Genomic DNA, 21090 nt, shown 5'->3' with positions numbered 1-21090 from the left:
ATCCGTTTGCTGTGATATAATTTCATGTTGAAAGTTGAGATTGGAGTAAAAATGGGCGCAGACAACTACGTGATTGAGATGCTCAATATCAGGAAGGAGTTTCCGGGTATTGTTGCGAACGAAGATATTACGCTTAGGGTGCGGGACGGAGAGGTCCATGCGATTCTGGGCGAGAACGGGGCGGGAAAATCCACGCTGATGAGCATCCTCTTCGGGCTTTATCATGCGGACAGGGGAACGGTGAAAATCCGCGGAAAGGAAGTTTCAATAAAGAATCCGAATGACGCGGCCCGGCTTGGAATCGGAATGGTCCACCAGCACTTTCAGCTTGTGGGCAATTTTACGGTTACGGAGAACATCATTCTCGGAATGGAAGGCGGATTTGTCCTGCACAGAAAGGAGGCATCCGCGAGAATCAAGGCGCTGAGCGGGAAGTACGGACTGAACATTGATCCCGACATGAAGATTGAGGACATTTCCGTGGGAATGCAGCAGCGTGTCGAGATTCTGAAAATGCTTTACTGCGACGCCGGCATCCTGATTTTTGACGAGCCGACAGCGGTTCTGACTCCGCAGGAAATTGACGACCTCATGCGGATTATCAGGAATCTTGTGAAGGAAGGAAAATCCGTCGTGATAATCACGCACAAGCTGAACGAGATAAAGGCCGTGGCCGACCGTTGCACGATTATCCGCTGCGGAAAGCTGATTGACGTTGTGGATGTGGCTTCGACTGATACCGCGCTTATGGCCGCAAAAATGGTAGGCCGTCCTGTGAATTTCAAGGTTGAGAAGAGCGCGCCCAAAACCGGCCGTCCTGTCCTTGAGGTGAGGAATCTCTGCGTGATGAATGCGAAGAAAGTTCTGGGCGTGAAGAATTTCAGCCTTACGGTTCATGCCGGCGAGATTGTGGGGCTTGCGGGCGTTGACGGAAACGGGCAGACTGAGCTTGTCGAGGCGGTCTGCGGACTTCTTCCTGCGGAAAGCGGCTCTGTCATTATTGACGGAACTGACGCGACGGATCTGACCGTGCGCAGAAGAAATGAGCTTGGACTTGGCCATATTCCAGAGGACAGAATCAAGCGCGGACTTATCGCCTCAATGCGGATTGCCGGGAACATGGTGATGAAGTCGTATTACAAGAGACCTTTCAGCAGAAACGGAATCCTGAATTTCCCGGAAATCAACTCATATTCAGAAGCTGTCGTGCGGAAATTCGACGTGCGGTCCGGCGAGGGAATAAATTCTCCTGCGGGGAAGCTTTCAGGCGGAAACCAGCAGAAGCTGATTGTCGGCCGCGAGATTTCCATGAATCCGAAGCTTCTGATTGCAGTTCAGCCTACGCGCGGTCTTGACGTGGGCGCGATTGAATATATCCACAAACAGATTGTGGCGCACCGGGACAAGGGAAACGCCGTGCTTCTTGTGTCGCTTGAGCTTGACGAGATTTTCAACCTTTCGGACAGAATCGCCGTCATTTCCGGCGGAGAGCTGATGGACATTGTGGACACGGCTTCGACCGACGAGCATTCCGTGGGACTTATGATGGCCGGCGTGAGGAAAGACAAATGGTTATAAAAAAAATATTTTCAGCAGAAACAAAGAAAGAGGAGAGAAAGAGCGGACCGTTCCTGATTGCGCTGAGCGCGGTTTTGCTTGGACTTGCCGTGGGCGGACTTCTCATGCTTTTTATCGGGGAAAATCCGTTTGAGGCCTACGCCTATATTCTCAGGGGCGCGCTGATGAACCGCGAGAGAATCGGAAACACTTTCGCCACCGCCACTCCTCTTATGTTCACCGGACTTTCGTTTGCGTTTGCGTACAAGACCGGGCTTTTCAATATCGGAGCTTCAGGGCAGATGCTTGTGGGCGGACTTTTCGCCACGGTTGTCGGGCATTTTGTTTTTCTTCCGCGTCCGCTTTATCTTGTCGTGCTCGTCATTTCCGCGCTTGCAGGAGGCTCACTGTGGGGCGCGCTCGTCGGATTTCTCAAGGCGAAGTTCAATGTGCATGAGGTCGTTTCCTCAATCATGCTGAACTGGACGGCGTACTGGAGCATCTACTATTTTATTCCGGCGTATCTGAAAGGCCCTTCACTTGAGACTGAAAGCTCCTCCCTTGCCGTTACGCAGTCGCTCAGAAGCCACTGGCTTTCCGCAGTCTTCTCAGGTTCGGAATACATCAACCTGGGAATAATTTTTGCCGTCGCCTCGGTTTTTCTTGTGCGTTGGTGCCTGAACCGAACCACAGTAGGGTATGAACTTAAAGCTGTGGGCGCGAACAGATTCTGCGCGGAATACGCCGGAATCAACGTGAACCGGAGCATCGTGCTTTCCATGGCGATTTCCGGCGGACTTTCAGGGCTTGCAGGACTTTCGTATTATGCCGGTTACGCGCTGAATATGCAGATCGGCGTGATGCCTGCCCAGGGGTTTGACGGAATCGCGGTTTCCCTGCTTGGAGCTTCAACACCGGTCGGTGTTCTGTTCGCATCCCTTTTCTTCGGAATCCTTCAGTCGGGAAAGGGGTTCATGAACGCGCTCACCGATGTTCCGCCCGAAATCGCGGACACGATTATTTCCGTAATCATCTATTTTACCGCGACGAGCGTGCTTTTTGAGAAACTGTGGAACGGACTTTTCCATAAGCTTCACGAAAAGAAGCTTGCGGGACTTTCTGAAAATTCAAATCAACCGGGAGCTGAAAAATGAATTTGCTTTATCAGGTTTTTCCTTATGTAATCGCATACACGATGCCGATGCTCATAACTTCTTTGGGCGGACTTTACAGCGAACGTTCCGGCGTCACGAACCTCGGACTTGAGGGGCTTATGCTTTCAGGGTATTTCGGAAGCGCGTTCGCAATCAGGCTGCTTGAGAATTCCGTGGGACACACGCAGGTCATAATAATCGGACTTGCCGTCGGCGCTCTGTTCGGAGCTGTCTTCGCGCTGCTTCATGCGTTCGCCTCGATAACGCTCAAGGCGGATCAGGTCATCTCAGGAACTGCAATCAATATGCTTGCCGCCGCAATCACGATTTACATCGCGCGTCAGGTTACGGGCAGCGGAAACATTCCGATTATGATGGGAATAATTCCGATGGACTACGCCGGGCTTTCAGGAATTCCTCTTCTTGGAAAACTGATTTTCTCGCGCGTCTACTGGTCAACCTGGCTTGTGCTCGGAATCTGGGGATTCTCGTTCTGGTTGCTTTACAAAACCTCATTCGGTCTGCGCCTCCGTGCCTGCGGTGAGCATCCTTCAGCGGTTGCGAGCGCCGGAGTGAACGTGCATTTAATGCGATACGTCGCGGTTCTTGTGAGCGGTGCCTTGTCGGGTCTTGGCGGTGCTGTCATGCTTGTGACTTATTCAGGCGAATTCAACGGAAGCGTCGCGGGACTCGGATTTCTTTCAATCGCCGCGCTTATTTTCGGACAGTGGAAGCCGCTTGGAATTCTAGGCGCGACATTCTTCTTCGGATTCTTCACCACGCTTGCGAATGTCTCACAGGTCATTCCCGCCCTCGCCGTGATTCCGACAGTAATCTTCAAGGTGTTCCCTTACGCGGTAACACTTGTCGCGCTCGTCTTCTCGTCAAAGAAAATGGCTGCCCCCGCCGCGAACGGAATTCCGTATTAGAAATGTAACGGAGAGTTAGTATGGTAAGGCACTTCTTTTTGGAGTAGACATTTACAAGCTTACAGCCATGCACTATATGGAAGTTCATACTCCAAAAGAAATCAATGAGCAGTATGCACCAAGCGATGCTGTAAACAAAATTTATCCGCCTGAAGAATGGTTCATAGAAACCGGACATCCGCCATTGAAAGCATGGTATACAAAAAAGGACTTATCAAGGAAACCTACATCGGCAACTGTCATGTAATGTATTTTGATATTCTTGATGTGGTTAGCCTTTGTGCCGAAGAACTGAAGAACAGACCTTTTGAACTTTGGGGAATAAAAGAATAACAGGAGAAAATAATATGGACGCAATTTGGACAGAACTTTATAACGCCGCAAAGGAAGTGCAGAATCCAAGACAGATTTCTGACTATGTTTCTGGCGGAGAAGTTGCCGCAGCCATTCTTTCAAAAAGTGGAAAAATCTACACTGGTGTTTGCATTGACACCTGCTCAACTTTGGGAATCTGTGCCGAACGAAACGCAATCTTCAACATGATTACCAACGGCGAAAATGAATTTACAAAAGTTGCCGCTGTCATGCCTGACGGAAAATGCGGAGCTCCATGCGGTGCATGCCGTGAACTTATGGTTCAGCTCATGCCAAAGACTTACAAGGGAATCGAGATTTTAATGGACTACGAAAATGAAAGAATCATAAAGCTTGGAGACATTACTCCAGAGTGGTGGATCGGGGAATAAAGCGCGCCCATTTGATGAATGTGTATTTGAAAAAAGATTTCCGCCGCAAGGGGCTTGCAAAAAAATGCTGGAGCTTCTGATAGAGGAAGCAAAGTCTCGGAAAGTGACAGAAATCAGCCTTGATGCAACTGAAAAAGGAAGGCCTTTGTATGAATCAATGGGTTTTTGCTGCAATGATTCTGCAATGGCAATGAAATTATAAATGGAGTAAACATAAAATATTTTTGAAAACAAAACTGATTTTATTAGATTTAGATTTTACAAAAATTTTAAAACTTTTCTTGACTCTCCCCTTAGAGGATACGTTATAAAAATTACATCCGTGTAATTTTTATAACTGCAGTTTGCAAATGCGTTGCATTCACAAACTGCACATTAGTAAAGACGGGGCTGTCCTAGAAGTTATTAACAGACTTCAAAAAGGGCGGTCTTTTTTATGTTAAATGAATTTTGTAGATTTTCGTTCCGTCAACGAAATATTTTTCAAGGCTGACATAACCTTTCCTGTTCAGAAGCCTCACTGTCGATACAAATATTTCCTCGATTGAGTCTTTCAGCTTTTCACTGCGGAAGGTATTGATAGTTCTGAAGTCCGGTTTCTGGAATCCAGTGAGCCACATCACGTTTACATTCTCGCGGCACTGTTTTGCAATCTGTCTTGAAGAATATATTCCTGTCATGTAGCAGTAAATCATTACTTTCAGTAGCATGACCGGATTGTATCTGCTTGCTCCGCCGCCTTTTGTATTTCGTGCAAATGCTTCTTCAATTTCGAGTTCATCTACTGTTTTGCTGACAATTCTTACAAAATGATTTTGTGGAACCAGTTCGTCCAGACTTGGTGGCAGGAGCCACTGCCCGCCCTGGTTATATGGTTTGTATGTGATTTTATCGCTTACGCCTCTGCTCATATTTAAATTTTAGCAGATTTGAATTCTCTTGTAAATTTAAAATAATTAGGGCTGCCCGTTTCTTTTTGGACAGCCCCTCTCTGCTAGTTTCTAAGTCTGTACATAACGCCGCCTGTAAATGCGGCTCCTAGAATAACGGCAAACTCGCACAGAGCTGTTTTTCTCCAGAATGAGCGGCTTTTTAGAATGCGCCTGTTTTCTTTTTCAAACTGCGCCTTAAGTCCCTCCTGCTGCAAAAACAAGGCTTCATCAACCGTTTCTTCAAGAATTCTTTCAAGTTCAGCTGCAAGGGTTTCATTGCCCAGAGTCTGATCCGGCGGCAAGTCCTGCGTTTTTAACTGCGCTTCTGATTCTGCTTTTTCCGTCAGAAACAATTTTTCTGCACTCGCCGGAAAAACCATGTTTACCGCCAGAACCACGGCGGCTATTTTTTGCATTATATGAGAATGGCTCATTTTCTTTACCTCCTACATCCATAGATGAATCCATAGCGGCATAGCCTCCCAAAGCTTTTGGCAGAACCGCCCCGCAAAGAGCAGAAATCACAACAGAAGCCCAGGCCGCATCCCCTATATATCCAAGCCTAAGAAGCACTGTCGCAATTAAAACTGCAAATCCCTTGTACCCTGCAAGTTTTCCTGCAAGAAGAAGCAGCCTTTTAAATACATTCTGAAAAAGCTCTGCATAAGTAAAATGAATACTTTCAATCTTTGTCATACAGCAAGCCCTCTTTTTACCATCCTTAAATGAGAATACATCAGCTTCATCTCACTTTCACTGCGGAATGCGCCGCATTTATTTTCCTCCAGCCGGGAAACATTTACATAGCAAGCTCCGCACCAGCCCGCCACATGAACAGCCCTGCCCTGCGCGTCAAGAAAGAATGCCGCGTACAGGAAATTTGAGTTGCAAAAGCTTTTTACATTTTCTGTAAAAAATCTTCTATACAATTCATCTGCTGTAACACGAAGCCTTGTTCCAAGAGAATGGCTTACAGCGGAGCATACAGAGCCAGAGCAGTCGCTTCCGCTTGGAGAAGAGCCTCCCCACACATAAGGCGCGCCCTCAAATTTTCTCAGTTCCTCAAAGTATTTTTGCTGAATGCTCATGCCGCGCCTCCCAAGAATGCTTTTAGCACAGCGAATCCTGCAGAAGCAAGGGCAACCGCTCCCGTACCAATAGAAACAATCTGGCAAATCCTAGCCGCCTTTTCTGCGGAAGATTTTTTAAGGCTTGTTTCCAGAGCCCCCAGACGCTCAAGAGTTCTGTTCTTGAACTCGCACATTTCTCCACGCATAGAGCAGAACTCACCGTAGAGCTTTGTAAGCAACTCATTTTCCATAGCCGCCTCCTTGTAAAAATATTGGCTTGCGCAGTTAATGCGAAAGTCTTTTCCAAGAGGATAAAGCCAAACGATGAGCCAAAAATGATAGCTTTTACGCTCATAAAACAGCGCGTAAATGTTATCAATTCAAGGGCTTTGCCAAGCTGTATATTGTACACAACGAACGGCAGACAAAACATCCGCGTTGCGGACTTCTGCCTCAAAAAACAAAATGCCGGGCAAGCAAGGCGCCTGCAAGTCCGGCGGGAGAAAATTATGTTAAAGATTTCATTAAGAGAGAACAAGACAGCCAATGCAAAGTCCCCTTACCATTTCTATTCAGAAAATTCCGGAGTGCTCACATTTGACGAGCTCATCGACGAGATGGCAAAAAACAACACGACTATAACAAAGGCCGACATTGCAGGAGCAATGAATGTGTACAAGGAAGTTGTTATTCGCTATGTGCAGCTTGGCTACAAAGTATACTGCCCGTTTGGACAGGTCTATATCTGCGCAAAAGGAACTGCAAATGACAAGCTTGCTTCTTTTGAGCCGCACCTTTCCGGCAACGACCACGATCTAAACCTAAAGCTCACTGTGGACAGCTCCGTAGCAAAGACAGTGCTTGCAAACACAAAAACAGAGCGTGTGTCAGGAAGATATAAGATGATTCCGTCAATAGAAGAAATCCAGAACGTAAATGGAATTGCATTAAAAGAAGCAAAGCCAGGAAATGTAATCAGGATAATCGGCGAGTACCTTAAGCTTGACGAAAATGACAGCGAGCAAGGAATTTTCCTTACAAAGGGAGATGTTTCAATAAGGCTTGAAAACTACATCTGGAACAAAAACAAGCGGATTGACGCAATGCTTCCGGCAGACATTGAAAGCGGCTCATACAAGGTCAGCATAAGGGCAAAGCCAAACACAATCCTGTACAATGGCAGCTTTATTAAAGAAATTACAATAAGCTAAAAGAGACTCTGAAAAGAAGTCTCTGCGGCATGTCTAAACGGCATGCCGTTTTTTTGTTTATTGCAATAAACTTAAGACCAAAGGAATACTTTCTAAGACCTGAAGAGATACTTCCTAAGAGGCTAAGGAATACTTCCTAAGACCTGAAGAGATACTTCCTAAGAGCCTTAGGAATACTTACTTAGGGCTTTAGGAATATTCACTCAGGGTCTTAGGAATACTTACTTAAGGCTTTAGGAATACTCTCTTTAGAAATTCTAACATAAACAAATATTCTCATCTTGAAAGCCATTAATGTAATCACTATTATTTTAATAGACATTATATTAACATAGGTTACAATAAGATGAAAAAATTTTATGACAGAAAAAATGAGTTAAAAATTCTCGAGCAAATAGAAAAGAACTCTTACTCAAATGCGGCTTTCACTATAATCACAGGCCGAAGACGAATTGGAAAAACTGCGCTATTAAAGAAATTCATATCTACAAAAAAAAGCTGCTACCTTTTTACCACCAGAAGCTCCGAGCCCATTTTATGCCAGCAATGGCAAAAAGAACTGGAGCAATCAATCGACCTTAAAATTTTTGGAAGCATAACAACACTAAAGGAACTTTTTGAGCAGATAATAGAGTATTCAAAACAGGAGCACTTTATATTAATCATAGATGAATTTCAGGAGCTTCAAAATATAAATTCTTCATTCTTCAGCCATCTGCAGAATATATGGGACAACTGCAAAGATAATTCAAAAATCAACTTTATTGCCTGTGGGTCAGTTTATTCCATGATGATAAAAATTTTTGAAGGCGCAAAAGAACCGCTATTTGGACGCGCCACTGCAAAAATCCATCTAAAACCTTTTACACCTTCTGTATGCAAAGAGATTTTAAAAGACTTTAACCCGCAATACACAAACGAGGACTTGCTCTGCCTATATATGCTCAGCGGAGGGGTTGCAAAATATATTTTTCTTCTAATGGAAAGCGGAAGCATTACGCACACAAAAATGATAAATTATGTAACAGGAATTTCCTCTCCATTTTTAATAGACGGAAAAGATTTGCTTATAAGTGAAATCGGAAAAGACTATGGAATCTATTTTTCAATTCTTTCGCTCATTTCCAGCGGGATAACGGTCCAAAGCGAAATTGATTCTATAATTCAAAAAAATACAGGCTCCTACCTTTCAAATCTTAATAAAACGTTCAATGTTATAAAACCTGTCAGGCCGATTTTTTCAAAGCCAGAAAGCCGCAATGTGCGCTGGCAAATTACAGACAGCTACTTAAGATTCTATTTTAGGTTCATTTACTCCAATCAAAATTTAATTGAACTTGGGCAGTACGATTTACTAAAGAAACTGATTTTGCGCGACTATAAGACTTTTACAGGCAAAACGCTTGAGCAGTATTTTACAGAAAAAATTAATGAAGAGATGCATCTGACATATATTGGCGGATGGTGGGATAAAAAATCTCAAAATGAAATTGACATTGTTGCAGTAAATGAACTGGATAAAACGTGTCATATTTTTGAAGTAAAAAGAAATGCCAAAAAAATTGACTATAAAGCACTGGAAGAAAAAATAAATGCACTAAGATCAAATGTTCCTGGATTTGAAATCAACATGAAAGGCTTAAGTATGGACGATATGTAAAAAGCTTAATGCCCTGCAAAAGTAACGAAAACCTTGTCTTTTTTTTCTTTCGTGGGATAATCCAAAGTAGCAGTTTGGATTATCCCACGAAAAACTTGATTTTGGAAGAAAATATGGCTTTTATAGCTTGTTTACCTGCTTCCGCCGTTTTCGGTGAATGTTGAAAAACGGGTTGTAAAAACTCCCAAGCTTTACTTTGTCGATACAGGACTTGCCTCATATCTTACAAGATGGACGGATTCAGAAGTGCTGCGTTCTGGAGCCATGTCGGGGGCGTTTTTTGAAACATATATTGTTGGCGAAGTACTTAAATCATTCTGCAATGCTGGAATTGAGCCGCCGCTTTATTTTTACAGGGACAAGGATAAAATTGAAATCGACCTTATTATTTTTTTGAACAACACTGTCTATCCGGTTGAAATAAAAAAGACCGCCACTCCAAAAGCAGACGATGCAAAGAATTTTTTTATTACAGGCAGAATCAAGAATGTGGAAATCGCGCCTCCGTGCATTGTCTGCAACTGCGGAAAGCCGGTTTCTGTTGCAAAAGGCGTGATGGCGATTCCGGCGGAATATGTGTAGTTAGTCCGATAATAATATATGAGCAAATTATATATTGTTAATTTTTCAAGGTCGGAGTATGCAATGCATATTCCTGTATTCAGGGCTCTTTGTCCGTCTTACGCTTCTGAGTATCTTAAAAGCCATGAAGTTCAGGGCAAGGAAATCAAGGAAACTGATCACGTGCTTATTGGATGCACGGCGGATGAAAGAAAGGCTCTTGAAGCTCTTCTTATTCTAAGAGAAAAAAAGCTTCATATAACGCTGTATTCAGAGAGGCCTCCAACCGCTCTTTTTTTATGCATTGTCCGCAAGCTGGATAACGTTTCACTTCTTTTCTGCCCGGAAAGCATGGAAGACATTGCCCATTGCGCAGAGTTTTACACAAAAGGAAAAAGATTTGTATCAAAGGCGGCCCAAAGAAAAAATGAAACTGAGCTTTTGGGAAGATTCATCAACCTTGAATCTCTAAGCGAAACAAACAGGCTGCTTGTCTTTGCAATTGCGGAAGGATTGTCTTTAAAAGAAATGCAGTCACTTACAGGACGCAAGGAAAGGTACATACAGACTTGCCTTCATAGGCTCAAAGAAAGATTCAATGTGCTTGAAAGGCGGGAGCTTTTTAGCGCGCTCTTAAAATGGCTTTCTCTGGACGTTCAAGAGTTTCAGGCAGGATAAACAACAGACGCGAACAATTTTTCTTTTTGTTTACAGACCGGAACAAGCACGCGGGTATTCTTCAGGGCTTTTTTATACAAAACCGGCAGCAGGCTTGAGAACACTTCCACTTTGTGAGTTCTAGACTTGGATTTTACAGTAAGAAGACAGCCGAGCTCTTTCTCTTCATTAAGAATCGGCTCGGCATCTTTTTCAAGTATTCCCAAAAGCATAATGTTTTCTTTTGTTTCCATGTACTATATATATGCTTTTTTTTACAGAAAATGACTGGAAAAGAAAAAACATTGAGTCCAATGGATCTCATATACTATGAAGTACTTACTGCCTATAAGAATAAACCCTGTTTAGCATTTTAAATCTTTTTCCACCCTTGCTCATATTTACTGTCATTTTTTTAACCAAGTTCTCTACATCAGAATCTTTAAAAGCAGGCTTTTATTTCGTTATAAGGCTTAAAGATACGGATTTCAATGGAACAGCGTCCGGCTATAAAGGCCTGGAAGAAACCTTCGATATTGATTTTGACAAGATTATCACAAGGGATTGCCCGTGGAAAATGTAATATTCTTAATTTAGAAAGCGGTGCAATACGTCGCAACTCCATCTTCTTTAATGCAAACTCCCAGTTTTGCAAGAGTTCATCCTTTGCTGATAATGACAGAACGCTATGCCTGATAATGGCACGGCGCAATGTAATTCCACCATAGACTAAATGTCATTACAGAAGATTAAAACTTTCAGTCAGAAATCTTTTTTCCGCTAAGCTCGCCGGGAACAGAAATCGGATATTCGCCGGTAAAGCAGCCTTTGCAGAATCCATACTGCTCCGGATTGCATTCACGGCAGGCCTCCAGCATTCCTTCCGCACTGATAAAAGCCAGGCTGTCTGCTCCTATTTCCTTGCAGATTTCCTCTTCGCTGTGAATGCTTGAAATCAGCTCGCCTCTAGTTGGTGTGTTTATTCCAAAGTAGCAAGGAAATTTTACAGGAGGACTTGAAATTCTAAAGTGAACTTCTTTTGCTCCAGCGCGTCTTAAAATCTGGACAAGGCGGCGGCTTGTTGTTCCACGCACAATGGAGTCGTCGATTACAACAACTCTTTTTCCGTTCACAACAGACTTTACAGCATTGAGCTTTACAAAAACCATGTTCTCGCGCTCACGCTGAGTCGGCGCAATAAAGGTGCGTCCAATATATTTGTTCTTTATGATTCCGCTTGCATAGGGAATTCCAGCTTCCTTTGCATATCCCTGGGCTGCTCCAATTCCAGAATCAGGAACTCCAATAACGACATCCGCAGGAACTCCGCTTTCACGTGCAAGGCAGGCTCCCATTTTTTCACGTGCTTCTGTAACTGGGATTCCGTCGATTATGCTGTCCGGGCGCGCAAAGTAAACGTATTCAAAAACGCAAGTCCGTTTGGAAGTGCGCTCTCCAAATTCAAATGAAAGAACTCCGTCTTCATTTATTATTACAATTTCGCCAGGCTGAATGTCGCGAACATAAGTTCCGTTCACAGAGTCAATTGCGCAGGTTTCGCTTGCAAGAATCCAGCCGTTTTCAACTTTTCCAAGGCAGAGCGGACGGATTCCGTTTGGGTCTCTTGCGCCGATAAGACATTTTTCTGTTGAAACAACAAGCGCAAAAGAGCCTTTTATCATCTGTATTGTATCGGTCAGCGCGCGCTCAAGGCCTTTTTTGTAAGACTTTGCAATAAGCTTTAAAATGACTTCCGTGTCGCTTGTAGAAGAAAATGTGCTTCCTGAATCTTCAAGCATTTCGCGGAGCTGCTCATAGTTTACAAGCTGTCCGTTGTGGGCTACTGCAACCGCGCCGAGCTTTGACTTTAAAAGAAGCGGCTGGGCGTTTTCCAAAGACGCGCTTCCTGCTGTTGCATAACGGACGTGTCCGCAGGCAATGTTTCCTTTTAAGGCTTCAAGATTTTCCGGCTTAAAGACTTCCGCAGTTGTTCCCATTGCCTTGTGAATGGAAATATCTTCGCCGTTGCTTACTGCAATTCCAACACTGTCCTGCCCGCGGTGCTGCAACGCATAAAGCGCATAATAAGCCTGAGTCGCGGCATTAAAATCACTGGCAGAATAAGCCACATATTCTTTTTTTTCTGGTTCACCTTGCTTAGGTGGATTCAAATAAATTCCGACAACACCGCATTCATCGCGCAGCTTGTCTTCCTCTTCTTCAACAAGAAATTCACAGCACTTCATTTTTTTTCCATTAGATATTTATATAGATTATCTGATCAAGCCCGATAATGACACAGCCCTGCACTGACAATGGCACCAGAAATTACAGTTCTATTCCTGAACCGCCGTTTGTTTCTGCATCAGCAGTCATCTTTGCGCGGAATTCTATAAGCTTTGTTTTTATTTCAGGATATTTGATTCCAAGGATTTCGAGCGCGAGATAAGCGGCATTTTTTGCATTTCCGATTCCGACAGTTGCAACAGGAATTTGCGGCGGCATCTGAACAATAGAAAGGAGAGAGTCCATTCCTGCCAGTCCGTTTGATTTTCCCGGATTAATGCATTCAAGAGGAACGCCTACAACAGGAAGAACTGTGCGGCTGGCAATAACACCTGGAAGAGCCGCGCTAAGTCCTGCTCCAGCAATAATTACATCGCATCCTTCTTTTTCTACAGAAGCAATAGTTTTTACAAGCAAGTCTCCGGCTCTGTGCGCGGAAATAACATAAGCCTTGTATTCAACGCCAAATTCTTTTAGAACATCGGCGGATTTTTTCATTGTATCCAAATCAGACTTGGAACCTAAAAAGATAGCAACTTTCATACTGTAAAATATCACAATGAATAAAAGAAATCAACACAGCCCGTATTTTATTCCAGGGCAAACGCATTATAAATGTATTCAGCATAAAACTGGCTCCTAGTCACGGTTTCCTGATTCAAAATCGCGCAATAATGCGCTACACGCTGATTGTTGCAAAATAACTATAGAATTGCCCGCTCACGCGGTCGCAACAATCAGAGTGTTTTTGCCCCAGGAACCGTTCCTTCGCGCAAACTTTACTTAAATTATTTATAATGCGTTTGCCCTGACAGCCCGTATTTTATTCGCCGGAATACGGAAGCAGAATTTCTGACATTCTGTTTATTTCTGCAGAAAGCAAAGTTGAAATCTGCTCATCCTGAATATAATTTACAAGCTCCTTTAAACATAAAATAACTTTTAAAAGAAGCTTTATGCCTGTTTCGTTTTCTTGAACAGAAGACACAAACCCAGAGTCTTTTCTTGCATTTTCCGCAGAAGCAAAAAGACCTTTATTTCCGGACAGGCGCGAAATTATATATTCAAGCTGAAGATTTGTTTTGCTTTCTAGGAAACTCTTTTTCTGCTGCTCAGGAAGATAACGGCACAAAGACTTTAATTTCTTAAAAAGCCGTATTTGGGAATTTTCCAAATTGCCTATTTGCTCTTCTACAGTTTCTGGCATTTTTTCATCACTTAATTCAGAAGACTCTATTTCTTCTTCAGCCTGAACTGACGCTGAAGTTTTTTCAGGCTCGTCGCTTTCCATAAAGAATTCCTGAGCCGCAAGGTCTTTTTCCTCTTCGGAAAAATCATCATCTTCAAAATTCAAGTTTTTATCTTCAAACAAGTCTGCGGAATCTTCAGTTGAACTGTCAGTCTGTTCAGGCAAGTCAAAAACATCATCTTTGGAAAAATCTTCATCATCAATAAGTTCTTCCGGTTCAGAAATTTCTTCTTCTGGCGCAGGAGTTTCAGGTTCTGTTTTTTGCGGCGCAGGAATTTTTTCTTCCGGCATTTTATATTCACGCTTAGGAAGTTCTTTCTTTTCAATTTTTTCTTCAGGCGGAATTGATATTACATCAGGCTTTTCTTCTTCCAAGTCAAAACTTTCTGTTTCAAAATCAGGCTCAAAAGAATTTTCTTTAGGCGCAGAAGATTTGTCGCCAGATGAAAATGGATTCTGCGCAAAAAAATCTTCCGCACTAGTCTCGTCCTCTTCAAGTCCGCCAACATCTTCGTCTTGATATTCTTCTGGAACTAAATTGTCAAGACCATGAGAATATTTTTCCTTGTCATCGTCTTCCGATTCAGCGTCAAGTTTTCCGTCTGAAAAAACTTCCTCAACAGCGACTTCTTCGTTTTGAAGATTTTCAAAGTCATGCTCTGGTTCACCGGTAGATTCTGGTTCAGTTTCTATTTCAGTTGGAGCAGAAGGCTGCATTTCATTTTCAGAATAAGAAATCTCCGGTGATTCAGTTTTTTCACCAAGTCCAATTTCAAAGTTTTCATCCGCATCGCCGAATTCATCTTCAATAGAAGATTCTGCATTTGCAAAAATATTTGTAGAGTCAAGAAGCCTTTTGTTTATCCGTTCAATGCCGTTTTTCCAAGCTTTGCTTTCAGAATCGAATTTTTCAATCTGCCTGTAAGTGGACATTGCCTGCGTAAGATTTCCCTGCGCTTCATAGTTTTTTGCAATGGAATGAAGACCGTCAACATTTTCTGGATTTTGAGCAATATAGCGAAGATAAAATTCCTCGGCTTTTTTTAGATCACCCTTTTGAGAATAGCGCATTCCGCCTTCACGGTAAAAATCAGAGTAGCCAGGATTCATCGCCTTTATCTTTTTAAAGCAGCCGGAAGCCTTGCGCTCGTCTCCAATGCAAATGTAATACTGTCCAAGAAGATTCAGTACATGGAGATCATCCGGATTTTTTTCGTAGGCGCACTGAATTTTTTTTCCGGCTTCTTCAATCCTGTCTGCGCTCAAAAGAATATGCGCATACTGACAAAGCATAGATGAATCTTCTGGAGACGCATTTTCCATGCGACCCATTATTTCAAGCGCGTCTTCATTCCTTCCTGTTGACTCATAAGCAGATGCAAGTCCAGAAAGTGCCTTTGGAAATTCCGGGCGGATTTTTAATGCCTCATTGTATTCAACTTCCGCATTGTCAAAGTCGCTTTGCTTTGTGTAGACATCTCCAAGCTTTGTGTGCATGGCTGCGTCTTTTGGATTTAAGTTCAAAGCGTGTCTTACAAGCTCTCCAGCATTGCGTGTCTTGTTTTTTTTCAAAAGCAAGTCGGCGTAATTTTCTATAGCCTCAAGCCAGCCTGGTTTTGTTTTTAGTGCGGCTTCATATTCAGCCTGTGCTTTTTCAAATTCTCCAAGAGCATCATAGCTTTTGGCAAGGTTCAAATGAAGAATCGGATGATTAGGGTCAATTTTAAGTCCGCGCAGATAAGAAGACACTGCGTCCTTATTCTGATTTTTCAGTGCGTAAATTGAGCCTATATGGTTGAACGCAAGAACGTCTTCCGGATTTTCTTCGACAACTCTGTTAAAGCAATTAAGGGCATCGTCATATTTCCCCATCAGCTTGAATGTAAAGCCCAAGTTGTAAAACGACTGGACGTTTGATTCATCTGAAATTACTGCCTGCTCAAGAACAGAAATAGAATCATCATATTTTTTAAGACGTCGGTAAATTCCTCCAAGCGAATTCAAGGCTTCAACATTTTTTGAATCAATGCGGATAATTTCACTAAAATATGCAAGTGCTTTTTCATCATCGCCGCTTTTTACATAGAGATTTCCCAATGAACTAAGAAGCTCAATGTTCTGCGGATCGCTTTTTAAAAGTCCTTTATAAATGCGGGCTGCCTGCTCAAAATCCCTGGAAAGAATCGCGGCGTTCGCCCTGTCCAAAATTCCATTGTTTCGCTTGCTTTCATTATCCATAATTTCTTCCTATTTTTTTGAAGGCCGGGCAAAAACTTCTTTGGAAAGCTCGCCCATAATCCTTGAGCCATATTTTGAGTAAGAGGCTATTGCAAAGTAATAAATTTTTCCGTTCCTCAAGCCGTTTAATTTTATAGAAACAGAATTTCCTGCGTCAATAGGAGACTGACCTTCCAAGGCATCTCTGCCTAGATACTCTCCCGGCCGTTCTCCATAAAAAATATAGTAGCCGCCAACGCTGTCATCAACTGAATAAGGCCATGTCAAAACAACAGAGCCGTCCATTGGAACAGCCGTCAACTTGAACGGAGCAAGAGGAGAGGGAATTTCTTTGTAGTTTATACTTAGCTGTGTAACAGAAGGAGTACGTGAGCCTTTTCCATCTGGATATAATTCCGCTGCAATTTGAAAATAAAGACCGGAAACATTTTCAATTTTTTCTCCAGGCCTTACAGGAATCCATTCAGGAAAATCCTCTGTCCAGTTGTAAAAGTTGTCTCCGCTGCGGATAAAAAATTCAACTCCGGTTTCTGACGGCTTGTCCACAATCGCATTAAGGCTTACAACGCTTGAACCTTGGCTTAAAAGAATTGGTTCAGTCTCAAATCTTCCGCCTGAAATTTTATAGTTGTCAATTCCAAGGTCTTCTGAAACTTCGCTTTTTGATGTGCGCTGAATTCTAAAGTCGTCAATCAAGCCTGTATATTGCGGACAAATGTCAATGTCGGCAGGAACTCCCATAATCGGAGAGTAAACAGAGCCGCCAGCTTCATGCCCGGAAGTTGTAACGTATTTTAAATCTTCAAGTTTGCCGTTGATTCTGTATTCAAATGCGCCTGTGTTCTGATCAAAGTGAATCGCATGGTGCATCCAAATTTCAGGAATTATAGTTGTGTAGCTTGAAAGCGTTATTTCACCGCCGTTTTTTACATAGCCATTGAAAACATTCGTAAACGACCATTCAAGATGATTTCCAAAGAAACTTGCCGTTATCATCTGATAAAGCGGATAGCCTGCGACTGTTCTTGATGAACGCCAAGAAAAAACAATTTCTCCGTTTTCTGCAATTGAAGGTTTGAGCCAGAATTCAATTGTGATTGAGCCGCCCTGCCCTTGCTTTCCGAAAATCGTATCTTTTCCGCCGCGCAAACGTACTCCGCCAGTTCCGCGTGAAAGACCTGAATATTTTCCCATAAATGATTTTTCCGCAGAAACCAGAGAATTGCTTGTAACAGAATAATTTCCAGAAATGTCTTTTACTTCATTGTTTTCAAAATTAATAAGAAGATCCGTGTCTTTATCTAAAGGTCTGCTGTTGGTGGCAAGAACCATCGCGTCATAGCCGAACCTGCCCTTACCCTGGACAATTCCATCCATTTTTGAAAGTGCCGGCCAGCCATCTTTTCCGCCAAGCACAATGGATTTTTCCTGAGCAAAGGCAGTATTCAAAAGCGCGAAAAAAAATGCTATAATTGCAGTCAAAATATTTTTATTCATAATATGAACGACCATAAAATAAATTCTACGCAAAAACTTTCACATAGAGAGATTCTTCATCAAACCGCGCTAAAAGCACCGTTAAAAAGCGGAGTTTATCTTTGGCGGAATGAAGAACAAACCGTAATCTATGTAGGCAAAGCAAAAAATTTAAAAAACAGACTCACTTCGTATTTCAGCGGAAACAAGGACATAAAGACAAGACTGCTTATAAGCCGCGCCCGCTCTATTGAGTATATTACAACCGACAATGAATATGAAGCTTTTCTACTCGAAAACAACCTCATAAAAAAATATTCACCGCGCTATAATATCAGCCTGAAGGACGGAAAATCTTATCCTGTAATAAAAGTTACAAAAGAAAAATTTCCGCGTCTTTTTAAAACAAGAAACATAACGCATGACGGCTCTATTTATTTCGGACCATTTCCTGACGCCTCGGCATTGGATTCATTTTTAGAAACGCTCTATGAAATCTATCCGCTGCGAAGGTGCAAAAAATTCCGCGAAAAAAATTTTCCGTGCATGTATTATCATATAGGAAGATGCAAAGCCCCGTGCTGCAAAAAAACAAACGAATCCACCTATAATGAATTTATCGAAGAAATTTGCTCGCTACTTGAGGGCAAAGGCGAAGAAACTGTAAAAAAACTTCAAGGCCAGATGAAGGAAGCGGCAAAAAACTTGAACTTTGAAAAAGCCGCAAGATTGCGCGATGGAATCAAAGCTTTGGAAATTCTTCAGCACAGAAACATTGTTGAAAGTTTTGAAGGTACAGACAAAGACTACATTGCTCCTTGGCGCGAAGGAGAACTTGTAAGCTTTACAGTTCTAAAAATGCGCGGCGGAAAACTGCTTGGCAGAGACAACTACAGAACTGTAAGCCTAAACGAGGATTCAGAACTTATCCCGGAATTCATGGCTTCATATTACAATGAAAAAGAGCTTATTCCTCCGCAGATTTATATAATGCAAAGCGACGGAACTGAATTTATGAAGCGGTGGATTTTTGAAACCTACGGAATCAAAACTGAAATAATTGCAGTAAATGAAAATTCACCAGCCGTCCACAAAGCCGCAATAGGAATGGCGCAACAAAATGCAAAAGAAGACATAGTGCGCAGAATGAGAGAGCGCGGAGACTTTCCGGCAATGGAAGAGCTTAAAAAAGAACTGTCGCTTCCAAATCTTCCTGCAAGAATTGAAGGTTTTGATATTGCGCATATCGGAGGAAAATTTCCAGTCGCCAGCTTAATCAGTTTTTACAATGGAAATCCAGACAAGAAGAACTACAGATATTTCAGGCTGAAAACAACGGACGGAATAATAGACGACTTTGCCTCAATGAAAGAGGCGGTTTCAAGAAGGTACACAAGGCTTATAAACGAAAAAAAAGAATTGCCGGATCTGATTTTAATTGACGGCGGAATCGGACAAGTAAATGCGGTTGATTCCATTTTAAAATCGCTTGACCTTGACATTCCAATTGCAGGTCTTGCAAAACGAGATGAAGAAATTTACCGTCCTGGAAACAGCATGCCAATCCGCCTTCCAAAACGAAGCGATGCGCTTAGATTGCTTCAGCGTGTGCGCGACGAAACACATAGATTCGCAACAAGCAGGAACCAAGAACTTAGGACAAAGGAAAACACAGTTTCGCCTTTTACAAAAATCCGCGGAATAGGTCCAAAACGCGATGCGCTTTTAATGAAGAAATTCGGCACGCTAAAAAGCCTTGCAGAATCAAATGAAAATGAAATTTCAGAGACTTTAAAAGTACCAGAAGAAGCCGCGCAGGAAATTTTAGTTTCAGCAAAAAAACTTTTTCAAGAGCAAAACGCTTTGCTTCAAAAACAAAGGCTTTCAATTGGAGCTGCAGGAACAACAAAAGAAAAGGCCGCACGAAGCAAGCTTAATGAAAACTTAGCATCGGCAGCCCTTGAAGTTGCAAGTCCGGATGATTTTTCCTAGAAAGGTTTTACAGTAACACCCAACGCAAGCATTACAACATCCTTTGAAAGTTCCATTGTGTATCCTGCTTTTTTGTAATCCTCGCTGAAATATTTGCAGTACATCGCAGAGCCGGAAATTGTAACAAGTTTTACAGGCGAATATTCAACACCAGCTCCAATAACAAAGTTGTCAAGAACCGGGCTGAACACATTGTTTACATCAGACTTTGCGCCTTGCTTTCCATAAGAAAATCCAGTTCCAAAGCTAAGCTGCTCATTCAATCTGTAGTCCGCTCCAAGAGCAATTTCCCAAGAATCATCGTAGTCATATTCAGAGCGGTCAATCGGACTTTCAATTGTAGCCTGCTTGTTGAAATAATAGTTGAAACTCATGCTGGCATTCAGTTTGTCAAAGAAAGTGTAGCCTACGCCAAGGTTTAAAACTGCCGGCAAATCATTTTTAAAGTTGTCGCCTTCATCTGCGTTAAGGAAAGAAGACGCATAGGCACCAGTCAAGTCATCGTATTTGTACTTGAGTTTTGTAATTGTCTGATACTGAATTCCAACATCGAGAGTATTCCAGGGCTTGATATGAACTCCGAAAATTCCGCCAAAGCCATATCCGTTTGACTCATAGCCGATTTTTGAGCTTCCGCCGTTAACTGACTTCAAGCCGTCGCATTTAAGTGTAATGTTCTGCTCACCGTGCATAAATCTTCCTGCCGCCGCAACAGAAACCATGTCGTTGATTTTATATGAAGCGCCAAGGATTTCTCCAAGCTGAACTGAATAAACTTCAAGAGAATGTGAAGAAAGCTGCTCCAAAAGTTTTTGGGCATAAGCCTGAGACTGTGCAAGCGGAAGTTTTCCAGCCATAACCGCCGCAGTAACTTTCGCTTTTACAGCAGATGCCATTCCCTGTTTAAGCGCCAATGAAGTAAGTCCGGTTCCGTCGCTGTAGTCAAGAGTTCCGCCGCCGCCAAAAACGCCAAAGCCAAAGAACGCCGCCCAATTGTCTTTCTTGTAGACAACCTCAGCATTTGGATAAAAGTAAACGTTTTCATCGTCTTCAAATTTCTGTCCGTCAAGTTTGTCAGCGTAATTCTTTAAAACAAACTGGTTTCCAAGCTCAAAGTAAAGCCCGTCATTCATAAATGCTGTTCCGCCGATATTGTAGAAAACAGCTTCCGGACGCAAAGTTTCTGTATTGCGGCTAGGATTTCTCATATAGCCCTGATTTAAATTTGTCTTGTTATCCACACCGCCTGCAAAAGCAAAGCCAAGACCAGCAGCAAAAGCCAGCAAAGCAATTTTTTTCATAATAATTACTCCAATAAACATAAAGTTTAGCTGGAGAAAAGACTAGCACGGATAAGAGACTTAATCAAGAC

General features: G+C 42.6%; 21 protein-coding genes. 10 read left to right on the top strand and 11 right to left on the bottom strand.

The features are described 5' to 3' along the window. Window positions 1-51: 51 nt before the first annotated feature. The 5 genes from TRESU_RS04365 to TRESU_RS04350 all read left to right on the top strand — a co-directional run bounded on the left by TRESU_RS04365 (window position 52) and on the right by TRESU_RS04350 (window position 4386). A complete protein-coding gene (locus TRESU_RS04365; RefSeq protein WP_013701085.1) occupies window positions 52-1578 on the top strand; it encodes an ABC transporter ATP-binding protein in 1527 nt (508 codons plus the stop codon). After that, window positions 1569-2711, top strand: coding sequence for an ABC transporter permease (locus TRESU_RS04360; RefSeq protein ID WP_013701084.1), 1143 nt, complete (start codon window positions 1569-1571; stop codon window positions 2709-2711). The genes TRESU_RS04365 and TRESU_RS04360 overlap by 10 nt, the downstream gene beginning before the upstream one ends. Then, window positions 2708-3640 carry an ABC transporter permease gene (locus TRESU_RS04355; RefSeq protein WP_013701083.1) on the top strand — a complete coding sequence of 311 codons (933 nt, stop codon included), beginning with the start codon at window positions 2708-2710 and terminating at the stop codon, window positions 3638-3640. The genes TRESU_RS04360 and TRESU_RS04355 overlap by 4 nt, the downstream gene beginning before the upstream one ends. Before the next feature lie 192 nt (window positions 3641-3832). Then, window positions 3833-3973, top strand: coding sequence for a hypothetical protein (locus TRESU_RS15100; protein ID WP_169309740.1), 141 nt, complete (start codon window positions 3833-3835; stop codon window positions 3971-3973). Between the two features lie 14 nt (window positions 3974-3987). Next, on the top strand, window positions 3988-4386 hold the full coding sequence (locus TRESU_RS04350) for a cytidine deaminase family protein (RefSeq protein WP_013701081.1): 399 nt from the start codon (window positions 3988-3990) through the stop codon (window positions 4384-4386). 434 nt (window positions 4387-4820) lie between these two features. Here TRESU_RS04350 and TRESU_RS04340 read toward each other — a convergent pair whose 3' ends face one another. The 5 genes from TRESU_RS04340 to TRESU_RS04320 all read right to left on the bottom strand — a co-directional run bounded on the left by TRESU_RS04340 (window position 4821) and on the right by TRESU_RS04320 (window position 6639). Further along, on the bottom strand, window positions 4821-5297 hold the full coding sequence (locus tag TRESU_RS04340) for a transposase (protein ID WP_013701080.1): 477 nt from the start codon (window positions 5295-5297) through the stop codon (window positions 4821-4823). 83 nt (window positions 5298-5380) lie between these two features. Continuing rightward, window positions 5381-5620 (bottom strand): hypothetical protein, encoded by a 240-nt coding sequence (locus TRESU_RS04335; RefSeq protein WP_041611970.1) that lies wholly within the window; start codon window positions 5618-5620, stop codon window positions 5381-5383. Then, window positions 5592-6014: a hypothetical protein gene (locus tag TRESU_RS04330; protein WP_013701079.1), complete on the bottom strand. Its 423-nt coding sequence runs from the start codon at window positions 6012-6014 to the stop codon at window positions 5592-5594. The genes TRESU_RS04335 and TRESU_RS04330 overlap by 29 nt, the downstream gene beginning before the upstream one ends. Continuing rightward, window positions 6011-6406 (bottom strand): NlpC/P60 family protein, encoded by a 396-nt coding sequence (locus TRESU_RS14140; protein WP_013701078.1) that lies wholly within the window; start codon window positions 6404-6406, stop codon window positions 6011-6013. The genes TRESU_RS04330 and TRESU_RS14140 overlap by 4 nt, the downstream gene beginning before the upstream one ends. After that, a complete protein-coding gene (locus tag TRESU_RS04320; RefSeq protein WP_013701077.1) occupies window positions 6403-6639 on the bottom strand; it encodes a hypothetical protein in 237 nt (78 codons plus the stop codon). The genes TRESU_RS14140 and TRESU_RS04320 overlap by 4 nt, the downstream gene beginning before the upstream one ends. 258 nt (window positions 6640-6897) lie before the next feature. Here TRESU_RS04320 and TRESU_RS04315 point away from each other — a divergent pair, with 258 nt between their 5' ends. The 4 genes from TRESU_RS04315 (at window position 6898) to TRESU_RS04300 (ending at window position 10498) form a co-directional block, all read left to right on the top strand. After that, a complete protein-coding gene (locus tag TRESU_RS04315; protein WP_013701076.1) occupies window positions 6898-7599 on the top strand; it encodes a DNA-binding domain-containing protein in 702 nt (233 codons plus the stop codon). 346 nt (window positions 7600-7945) lie between these two features. Further along, entirely contained in the window at window positions 7946-9259 is a 1314-nt protein-coding gene (locus tag TRESU_RS04310) for an ATP-binding protein (protein ID WP_013701075.1), read from the top strand. Between the two features lie 135 nt (window positions 9260-9394). Further along, the gene (locus TRESU_RS04305; RefSeq protein ID WP_081454755.1) at window positions 9395-9841 is read left to right on the top strand and encodes a DUF4143 domain-containing protein; all 447 of its coding nucleotides are present in this window, start codon (window positions 9395-9397) and stop codon (window positions 9839-9841) included. A gap of 63 nt (window positions 9842-9904) precedes the next feature. Further along, on the top strand, window positions 9905-10498 hold the full coding sequence (locus TRESU_RS04300) for a hypothetical protein (RefSeq protein ID WP_013701074.1): 594 nt from the start codon (window positions 9905-9907) through the stop codon (window positions 10496-10498). Here TRESU_RS04300 and TRESU_RS04295 read toward each other — a convergent pair. The 5 genes from TRESU_RS04295 to TRESU_RS04275 form a co-directional block, all read right to left on the bottom strand. Then, window positions 10486-10731 carry a hypothetical protein gene (locus TRESU_RS04295; protein ID WP_013701073.1) on the bottom strand — a complete coding sequence of 82 codons (246 nt, stop codon included), beginning with the start codon at window positions 10729-10731 and terminating at the stop codon, window positions 10486-10488. The genes TRESU_RS04300 and TRESU_RS04295 overlap by 13 nt on opposite strands. A 504-nt stretch (window positions 10732-11235) precedes the next feature. Then, window positions 11236-12723, bottom strand: a complete 1488-nt coding sequence (purF, locus tag TRESU_RS04290) for an amidophosphoribosyltransferase (RefSeq protein ID WP_013701072.1) — start codon at window positions 12721-12723, stop codon at window positions 11236-11238. 82 nt (window positions 12724-12805) lie between these two features. Then, the gene (gene purE / locus TRESU_RS04285; protein WP_013701071.1) at window positions 12806-13306 is read right to left on the bottom strand and encodes a 5-(carboxyamino)imidazole ribonucleotide mutase; all 501 of its coding nucleotides are present in this window, start codon (window positions 13304-13306) and stop codon (window positions 12806-12808) included. A gap of 280 nt (window positions 13307-13586) precedes the next feature. Next, a complete protein-coding gene (locus TRESU_RS04280) occupies window positions 13587-16250 on the bottom strand; it encodes a tetratricopeptide repeat protein (RefSeq protein WP_013701070.1) in 2664 nt (887 codons plus the stop codon). A gap of 9 nt (window positions 16251-16259) precedes the next feature. Next, on the bottom strand, window positions 16260-17762 hold the full coding sequence (locus TRESU_RS04275; RefSeq protein WP_148228254.1) for a fibronectin type III domain-containing protein: 1503 nt from the start codon (window positions 17760-17762) through the stop codon (window positions 16260-16262). On the opposite strand from TRESU_RS04275, the gene uvrC reads away from it, so the two are divergent. Further along, on the top strand, window positions 17751-19718 hold the full coding sequence (gene uvrC, locus TRESU_RS04270; protein ID WP_013701068.1) for an excinuclease ABC subunit UvrC: 1968 nt from the start codon (window positions 17751-17753) through the stop codon (window positions 19716-19718). The genes TRESU_RS04275 and uvrC overlap by 12 nt on opposite strands. Here the strand turns inward: uvrC and TRESU_RS04265 are convergent. Then, complete coding sequence (locus TRESU_RS04265; RefSeq protein WP_013701067.1) at window positions 19715-21019, bottom strand: OmpP1/FadL family transporter; 1305 nt, start codon at window positions 21017-21019, stop codon at window positions 19715-19717. The genes uvrC and TRESU_RS04265 overlap by 4 nt on opposite strands. Window positions 21020-21090 lie beyond the last annotated feature (71 nt).

Origin of the sequence: Treponema succinifaciens DSM 2489, from assembly GCF_000195275.1 — a bacterium.
Lineage (GTDB): Bacteria > Spirochaetota > Spirochaetia > Treponematales > Treponemataceae > Treponema_D > Treponema_D succinifaciens.
This window is presented reverse-complemented; position numbering and strand designations above follow the sequence as displayed.

What these genes read in the sequence shown, in the direction of transcription:
- TRESU_RS04350 (WP_013701081.1), top strand. Translation starts at nt 3,988, where the DNA reads ATGGACGCAATTTGGACAGAACTTTATAACGCCGCAAAGGAAGTGCAG.
- purF (WP_013701072.1), bottom strand. Translation starts at nt 12,723, where the DNA reads ATGAAGTGCTGTGAATTTCTTGTTGAAGAAGAGGAAGACAAGCTGCGC.
- TRESU_RS04265 (WP_013701067.1), bottom strand. Translation starts at nt 21,019, where the DNA reads ATGAAAAAAATTGCTTTGCTGGCTTTTGCTGCTGGTCTTGGCTTTGCT.
- TRESU_RS04280 (WP_013701070.1), bottom strand. Translation starts at nt 16,250, where the DNA reads ATGGATAATGAAAGCAAGCGAAACAATGGAATTTTGGACAGGGCGAAC.
- TRESU_RS04295 (WP_013701073.1), bottom strand. Translation starts at nt 10,731, where the DNA reads ATGGAAACAAAAGAAAACATTATGCTTTTGGGAATACTTGAAAAAGAT.
- TRESU_RS04355 (WP_013701083.1), top strand. Translation starts at nt 2,708, where the DNA reads ATGAATTTGCTTTATCAGGTTTTTCCTTATGTAATCGCATACACGATG.
- TRESU_RS04275 (WP_148228254.1), bottom strand. Translation starts at nt 17,762, where the DNA reads ATGGTCGTTCATATTATGAATAAAAATATTTTGACTGCAATTATAGCA.
- TRESU_RS04315 (WP_013701076.1), top strand. Translation starts at nt 6,898, where the DNA reads ATGTTAAAGATTTCATTAAGAGAGAACAAGACAGCCAATGCAAAGTCC.
- TRESU_RS04330 (WP_013701079.1), bottom strand. Translation starts at nt 6,014, where the DNA reads ATGACAAAGATTGAAAGTATTCATTTTACTTATGCAGAGCTTTTTCAG.
- TRESU_RS15100 (WP_169309740.1), top strand. Translation starts at nt 3,833, where the DNA reads ATGGTATACAAAAAAGGACTTATCAAGGAAACCTACATCGGCAACTGT.
- purE (WP_013701071.1), bottom strand. Translation starts at nt 13,306, where the DNA reads ATGAAAGTTGCTATCTTTTTAGGTTCCAAGTCTGATTTGGATACAATG.
- TRESU_RS04365 (WP_013701085.1), top strand. Translation starts at nt 52, where the DNA reads ATGGGCGCAGACAACTACGTGATTGAGATGCTCAATATCAGGAAGGAG.
- TRESU_RS04320 (WP_013701077.1), bottom strand. Translation starts at nt 6,639, where the DNA reads ATGGAAAATGAGTTGCTTACAAAGCTCTACGGTGAGTTCTGCTCTATG.
- TRESU_RS04310 (WP_013701075.1), top strand. Translation starts at nt 7,946, where the DNA reads ATGAAAAAATTTTATGACAGAAAAAATGAGTTAAAAATTCTCGAGCAA.
- TRESU_RS04300 (WP_013701074.1), top strand. Translation starts at nt 9,905, where the DNA reads ATGCATATTCCTGTATTCAGGGCTCTTTGTCCGTCTTACGCTTCTGAG.
- TRESU_RS14140 (WP_013701078.1), bottom strand. Translation starts at nt 6,406, where the DNA reads ATGAGCATTCAGCAAAAATACTTTGAGGAACTGAGAAAATTTGAGGGC.
- TRESU_RS04360 (WP_013701084.1), top strand. Translation starts at nt 1,569, where the DNA reads ATGGTTATAAAAAAAATATTTTCAGCAGAAACAAAGAAAGAGGAGAGA.
- uvrC (WP_013701068.1), top strand. Translation starts at nt 17,751, where the DNA reads ATGAACGACCATAAAATAAATTCTACGCAAAAACTTTCACATAGAGAG.
- TRESU_RS04340 (WP_013701080.1), bottom strand. Translation starts at nt 5,297, where the DNA reads ATGAGCAGAGGCGTAAGCGATAAAATCACATACAAACCATATAACCAG.